We start from the raw sequence: 6,112 nt of genomic DNA, 5'->3' as shown, positions 1-6,112 counted from the left end.
CCCGCGGGCGGTTCCCGTGGCCTGTCCTGTTCCCCCCTGCGGTCGCATCTTCTGTTGTCTCCGCGGCCCGGCCGACCGGAGGTCCGCCGTCACAAAAGCGCGCCCCGCCAGGGCGGGACGCTCGGGTCTCGTCGCGTGTCAGCGCCTTGGGCGGGGAGCGCCGGCCTTACTGGCCCGCGGCCGGGGCCGGGGCCGTCGCGGCGGGGCGTGCCCGCCCCTGCGGGTCGTTGAAGTAGCGGAAGAACTCCGAGTTGGGGCTGATGATCAGCCGCGTGTCGGATCCGCTAAGGCCCTTCTCGTAAGCCTGCATCGACCGGTAGAAGGCGAAGAAGTCCGGATCCTGCCCGAAGGCGTCGGCGAGGATGCGGTTGCGATCCGCCTCGCCCTGACCGCGGAGCTGGTCGGCCTTCTGGTTCGCCTCGGCGAGGAGCACCGTCACGTCGCGGTCGGCCTTGGCCCGGATCGTGGCTGCCACCTGGGCGCCATTGGCGCGCAGATCCGCCGCCTCGCGCTCGCGCTCGGTTCGCATGCGCTGGTAGACCGCCTGAGAGTTCGCCGCCGGCAGATCGACGCGGGTCAGGCGCAGGTCGATGATCTCGATGCCGAGATTCTTCGCCTGCCGGTTCACGTCCTCCTGGATGCGGTTCATCAGGGCCTCGCGCTGGGTCCGCACGATGGCGTCGCGCGAGGCGCTGGCGAGCACGTTGCGCATCGCCGCGTTGGTGAAGCTGCCCAGGCGCTGATTGGCGACCTGGATGTTGTTCACCGACTGGTAGAAGCGCAGCGGGTCGCTGATCTTGTAGCGGGCGAAGGCGTCGACCTCGAGGTTCTGCCGGTCGGCCGACAGCACGGTCTGGACCGGCAGGTCGAGGTCGAGCAGCCGCTTCTCGAACAGCACGACGCTCTCGACGAACGGCACCTTGAAGTACAGGCCGGGCTTCTCGGTGCCGGCCTGGTTCAGCACGGTGCGGACGCCGCCGAACCGCAGCACAAGGGCCTGCTGGGTCTGGCTCACGGTGAAGGCCGAGGCGTAGATCAGCACCAGAACGAGGACGCCGAGAACGACGATGCCGGTGCGCAGCGCGTTGCCGTTGTTCATCGCGCGCTCCCCTGGGCCGAGGTCCCCGGACGGGTGGCGGTGGCGAAATCCTGCAAGGGCAGGACCGGCAGCACGCCGGCCGCCGCGGCGCCCGTCCCGGGCGCGCCGTTCTGGTCGATGATCACCTTGTTCACGCCGCCCAGCACCTTCTCCATGGTGTCGAGGAACATGCGCTCGCGGGAGACCGCGGGCGCCAGCTTGTAGGACTCGTAAACCTCGCGGAAGCGCGCGGCCTGGCCGGTCGCCTCGGCGGTGGCCTGCGACTTGTACGCCTCGGCCTGCTGCATCACCTGCGAGGACCGGCCCCTGGCTTCGGGAACCACCCGGCTGGCATAGGTCTCGGCTTCGTTGCGGGCGCGAGCGGCGTCCTGCTGGGCCGCGTTCACGTCGACGAAGGCTTGGCGCACTTCCGCCGGCGGGCTGACGCCCTGGAGCTGGACCACGTTGATCAGCACGCCGGCGCCGTAGGAATCGAGCGCCTTCTGGATGATCTGCTGCACCTCCTGCGCCACGCTCGACTGCTCGGTGGTCAGGATGGCCTGGATCTGGCGCCGGCCCACCACCTCGCGCATCGCGCTCTCGGCCACCGACTTGATGGTGCCCTCGGGGTTCTGGAGGTTGAACACGAAATCCTCGGCCTTGGCCGGGTTCACGCGCCACTGCACGTCGAAATCGATGTCGACGATGTTGTCGTCACCGGTGAGCATCAGGCTCTCCTCGGGCACGTCCCGGGAGCGCTGGGCGCCGCCGCCGGAGCGGTAGCCGATCTGGATGCTGCGCGATTCGCCGACATTCGGCTTCACCACCGCGCCGACCGGATAGGGGAAGTTGTAGCGCAGGCCCTCGCCGGACTGGCCGGTATAGCGCCCGAACACCGTGTTGATGCCGACCTGGCTCGGCAGCACCGTGTACCACCCGGTCATCAGCCAGACGAACAGCACCGCCAGCACCGCCAGCATCGCGCCCTTGGTGCCGACCGAACCGCCACCCGGCATCAGGGTCTTCAGCCTGTCCTGGCTGCGGCGCAGCAGGTCCTCGAGATCCGGCGGCTGGTTGCCGCCACCCGAGCCGCCGCCGCCCCAAGGGCCACCGCCGCCGCCGGAGCCGCCGCCCCAGGGACCGCCGCCATTACCGCCGCGATTGCCCCAGGGACCACCCCCGTTGCCGCCACCGCCGCTGCCACCGCTCTGATTGCTCCAAGGCATGCTCGCCCACGTCCTTTCCCGGCCGGCACGCCCCGCGCTGTCTCTCGCGTCCGGCGCGGCACTCGCACTGCTGTGGTCTCGCTCCCCTGCGATATCGGCCGAGCCTCCCGCGAAAGCAACCACCGGCGCCGGCTGAATTCTCAAGGTTTCCGCCATCGCGCGGGAGTTCCATCGCCGCACCCGGGAACCTGAGATGGATTTGCCGGCTCAGACGTGGCGGGGCCGCCACCCGGCGGTTCGTCGCGCCACGTCAACCCGTGAGCGTCACCCCGCGAGCGTCACGCCGTCACCGCGCGAGCGTCACGAACCGGAAGGGATGCTCGTCCTCGGGGCCGGCCGGATGGGCTTCGGCGGAAACCTCGCGGAAATCCGGCGGGATCGCCGGGAACCGGGCATCGCCCTCGGGCGCCGCGTCGACCGCGGTGAGGTGGATCCGGTCGGCCTGAGGCAGAGCGAGGGCGTAGATCTCGGCTCCCCCCGCCACCATCACCTCGTCCGCCGCATCGGCGAGACGCAGCGCGTCGTCCCAGCTCGCCGCCCGCTCGGTGCCGGGCGCCTCCCAGACGGGGTCGCGGGTCATGACGATCACCCGCCGCCCGGGCAACGGCCGCCCGATCGAGTCCCAGGTCTTGCGCCCCATCACCACCGGCTTGCCCATGGTGAGGGCGCGGAAGCGCCGCAGGTCGCTGCGCAGGCGCCAGACCAGGGCGTTGTCGCGGCCGATGACGCCGTTCGTCGCGACCGCGACGATCAGGGTGACCAGGGGGCGGGCCATGCTCAGACCGCCACCGGCGCCCGGATCGCCGGATGCGGGTCGTAGCCCTCGATGGCGATGTCGTCGTAGCGGAACGCGAACAGCGAGCGCACCGACGGATCGAGGCGCAGGCGCGGCAGCCGGCGGATGTCGCGGGACAGCTGCTCGCGCGCCTGGGCGACGTGGTTGGAATAGAGATGCGCGTCCCCCAGCGTGTGGACGAAGTCGCCTGGGGCGAGATCGAGCACCTGCGCCATCATGTGGGTGAGGAGCGCGTAGGACGCGATGTTGAACGGCACGCCCAGGAAGGCGTCGGCCGAGCGCTGGTAGAGCTGGAGCGACAGGCGCCCGTCCGCGACGTAGAACTGGAACAGGCAATGGCAGGGGGCGAGCGCCATCCGGTCGAGATCGGCCGGGTTCCAGGCCGAGACGACGAGGCGGCGCGAATCCGGGTTGCGGCGGATCTCGTCGAGCACCCAGGCGATCTGGTCGACGCTGCCGCCGTCGGGCTTGGCCCAGCTCCGCCATTGCCGGCCGTAAACGGGGCCGAGGTCGCCCTGCTCGTCGGCCCACTCGTCCCAGATCGTCACGCCGTTCGCCTGAAGATACGCGACGTTGGTGTCCCCGGCGAGGAACCACAGCAGTTCGTGGACGATCGACTTCAGGTGAAGCCGCTTCGTCGTCACGAGCGGGAAGCCTTCCGCGAGGTCGAACCGCATCTGGTGGCCGAACACCGACAGCGTGCCGGTGCCGGTGCGGTCCTGCTTCTCGACGCCGTCGTCGAGGATGCGCTGGAGGAGGGCGTGGTAGGGGCGCATGGCGGACATCCTCCGCGTGAAAACGGCCCGGGGCGCCGCGCGGCGCCCGGCGGGCTCCCGATGGCCTATGCCCGGAGGCAGGAACGGTTCCCCGACCCGGTCGCGGAGCGCGCCACGATAGCGCGTCCTTGGCCCGAATCGCAGCGCCCGGCGGGACGATTCACGCGGTACTCCACACCCGCGCCAGCACCACCGCGCCGTTGCTCGCGGCGTGGAGCGCGAGGCAGGGCCACAGGCTCCCGGTCCACAGCCGCATCACGCCGAGCGCCACCCCGAGGGGGAGGATGGAGATGGGTTGCAGCAGTCCGCGCTCGGCGTGGCAGAGCACGAACACCGCCGTGGCGACCGCGACCGTGACGGCCGGGGAGGCGACGCGCCTCAGGCGCACGAACAGATCGCCGCGAAACAGCATCTCCTCGGCGAGCGGCGCCAGCACCACCAGCCACAGCGTCCAGGCCAGGAAGACCCCGCCGGTGAGGGACGGCGACAGGCGCCAGGCCCGGGCGGGCACCTGCCCGGTGAGAACCAGAAGCCCCGCCGTCCAGGCGACCTGGACGAAGGGCCAGAGCAGGATGAGCCAGGCGGCGCGACCGAGCCGGGCGGGCCGGGCAAAGCCCAGGGCCATGTCGGGGCGATGCCGGGCCGCCGCCAGGACGAGGAGCGCCAGGGCGGCGTGCGGCAGCACGGTGAGGGCGAGCAATCCCCGCTCGCCACCGCTCAAGGCGGGGAAGGGCAGGAGGCCCGGCGGCAGGGCGGGAAGGTGACGGGCGGCGGCGACCGTCCCGAAAACGAGGCCGAACGCGGCCAGTTGCAGCAGCAGCGCCCGCAGGATCGCGCCGGCCACGGCGAGCCCGCGCCGGGAGCCGCCGAGGGGCATCGGCGCATCACATCGCGAAACGGTCACAGAATGGCGTGCGGCGGGCTTCAAAAGCGGCACGGGACCCTCTATATTCGCTTTGCCGGTCGCGAGGCCGGCTATGGCGATAAACGTTCTTCGGAATAAACCTATCGGACCCGGGGGCGGTACCCGGCGCCTCCACCCAAGCCCGGAACGGTCCGTTCGGTTCGGGCTTCGGCGGGGGCGAAATAGGATCGACGAGGGCGTAAAGGTTGAGCTTTCGCTCGGCATGGTTCCGCCGTTATCGGGCCAATGCAATAGTTGCCAACGACAACTTTGCTCCGGTGGCGGTGGCCGCGTAAGCGGTCCCCAAGACCAAACAAAGTCCTAGCGGGTAGCACCGCATAGGCGGGGTTCGGAGGCACCTGGCAACAGAAGCCTCCACTCGAATTCCCATTCCCGCGAGCGATGCGGCGCCAGGCAACGGTTGATGGCAGACGATCTGATTCGCTACGATCTCCTGGTGCAGGATGCCCTGCGCAACGTCGTGCGCAAGGTGCTGGGCGACGCGGCGCGCGACGGTCTGGCCGGCGAGCATCACTTCTACGTCTCGTTCCGGACGGACTATCCGGGCGTGCGGATCTCGCAGCGCCTGCGGGAGAAGTACCCGCAGGACATGACGATCGTCCTCCAGCACCAGTTCTGGGACCTCGGCGTCACCGAGCACACCTTCGAGGTCGGCCTGTCCTTCTCCGGCGTGCCGGAGCGGCTTCTGGTGCCGTTCGAAGCGGTCACCGGCTTCTTCGATCCCTCGGTGCAGTTCGGCCTCAAGTTCGAGCTGACCGACGGGACCGCCACGAGCGAGGACGCCGCGCCGGCCGGCACGACCTCCCTGCGGGCGATCCGCGGCGCCGGCTCGGAGCCGAGCGAGGCGCAGCCGAAGGTCCCGGCGCTCGGCAGCAACCTGCCGAAGATCGTTCCGGCGGCCAAGGTCGAGGCGAAGCCGCAGGCCAAGGATGCCGCGGGGGGCAAGAGCGAGTCCGACGCCGAGGCGAAAACCGACGCCGACCGGAGCGACGCCCCGCAAGAGGGGGCCTCGGTGGTCAGCCTGGACGCCTTCCGCAAGAAGAGCTGAGCGCAGCGCTCGAACGGCATTCCGTCGGGCCGACGACAGGACCGGAGAGCGTCGTCCGATGACGCGGATGATCATCCGTCGTAGAAAACGCCGCAAAATCAAAGTGCTTGAGCAGAGCCCGGTCGCCAAGTCATAGGGCTCGGCAAGGCTTGAGGCGTGCAAGCGCTAGGCTTTCGAGCCAAACTGCCCCACCTGTCCCCTCATCCTGAGGTGCTGGCGATCGAAGATCGCGGGCGATCTATGATCGCCAGCACCTCAGGATG

Annotated in this window: 6 protein-coding genes and 1 other RNA gene; 2 read left to right on the top strand and 5 right to left on the bottom strand. The window is 70.0% G+C overall.

All coding sequences use genetic code 11. The features are described 5' to 3' along the window. Window positions 1-166: 166 nt before the first annotated feature. From hflC to VP06_RS26360, 5 genes are all read right to left on the bottom strand, one after another. Window positions 167-1,099 (bottom strand): protease modulator HflC, encoded by a 933-nt coding sequence (gene hflC / locus VP06_RS26380; protein WP_048466782.1) that lies wholly within the window; start codon window positions 1,097-1,099, stop codon window positions 167-169. Next, window positions 1,096-2,304: an FtsH protease activity modulator HflK gene (gene hflK / locus VP06_RS26375; protein ID WP_048466781.1), complete on the bottom strand. Its 1,209-nt coding sequence runs from the start codon at window positions 2,302-2,304 to the stop codon at window positions 1,096-1,098. The genes hflC and hflK overlap by 4 nt, the downstream gene beginning before the upstream one ends. 286 nt (window positions 2,305-2,590) lie before the next feature. Then, window positions 2,591-3,079 (bottom strand): dihydrofolate reductase, encoded by a 489-nt coding sequence (locus VP06_RS26370; protein ID WP_048466780.1) that lies wholly within the window; start codon window positions 3,077-3,079, stop codon window positions 2,591-2,593. A 2-nt stretch (window positions 3,080-3,081) separates the two neighbouring features. Further along, window positions 3,082-3,876 (bottom strand): thymidylate synthase, encoded by a 795-nt coding sequence (locus tag VP06_RS26365; RefSeq protein WP_048466779.1) that lies wholly within the window; start codon window positions 3,874-3,876, stop codon window positions 3,082-3,084. Between the two features lie 160 nt (window positions 3,877-4,036). After that, a complete protein-coding gene (locus VP06_RS26360; RefSeq protein WP_053082045.1) occupies window positions 4,037-4,753 on the bottom strand; it encodes a CPBP family intramembrane glutamic endopeptidase in 717 nt (238 codons plus the stop codon). 42 nt (window positions 4,754-4,795) lie between these two features. Between VP06_RS26360 and ssrA the strand changes: the two genes are divergently transcribed. Together ssrA and VP06_RS26355 are read left to right on the top strand one after the other, a co-directional pair. Beyond that, window positions 4,796-5,160, top strand: a transfer-messenger RNA (tmRNA) gene (ssrA, locus tag VP06_RS34160). Between the two features lie 44 nt (window positions 5,161-5,204). Further along, window positions 5,205-5,849 carry an SspB family protein gene (locus VP06_RS26355; RefSeq protein WP_048466778.1) on the top strand — a complete coding sequence of 215 codons (645 nt, stop codon included), beginning with the start codon at window positions 5,205-5,207 and terminating at the stop codon, window positions 5,847-5,849. The last annotated feature ends 263 nt before the right edge of the window (window positions 5,850-6,112 follow it).

Origin of the sequence: Methylobacterium aquaticum (assembly GCF_001043915.1) — a bacterium.
Classification (GTDB): Bacteria; Pseudomonadota; Alphaproteobacteria; order Rhizobiales; family Beijerinckiaceae; genus Methylobacterium; species Methylobacterium aquaticum.
The sequence above is the reverse complement of the archived record's forward strand: the minus strand, read 5'-3'. Positions and strand labels throughout refer to the sequence as shown.

Coding starts and splice junctions, on each gene's coding strand:
- hflC (WP_048466782.1), bottom strand. CDS start 1,099: ATGAACAACGGCAACGCGCTGCGCACCGGCATCGTCGTTCTCGGCGTC.
- hflK (WP_048466781.1), bottom strand. CDS start 2,304: ATGCCTTGGAGCAATCAGAGCGGTGGCAGCGGCGGTGGCGGCAACGGG.
- VP06_RS26370 (WP_048466780.1), bottom strand. CDS start 3,079: ATGGCCCGCCCCCTGGTCACCCTGATCGTCGCGGTCGCGACGAACGGC.
- VP06_RS26365 (WP_048466779.1), bottom strand. CDS start 3,876: ATGCGCCCCTACCACGCCCTCCTCCAGCGCATCCTCGACGACGGCGTC.
- VP06_RS26360 (WP_053082045.1), bottom strand. CDS start 4,753: ATGCCCCTCGGCGGCTCCCGGCGCGGGCTCGCCGTGGCCGGCGCGATC.
- VP06_RS26355 (WP_048466778.1), top strand. CDS start 5,205: ATGGCAGACGATCTGATTCGCTACGATCTCCTGGTGCAGGATGCCCTG.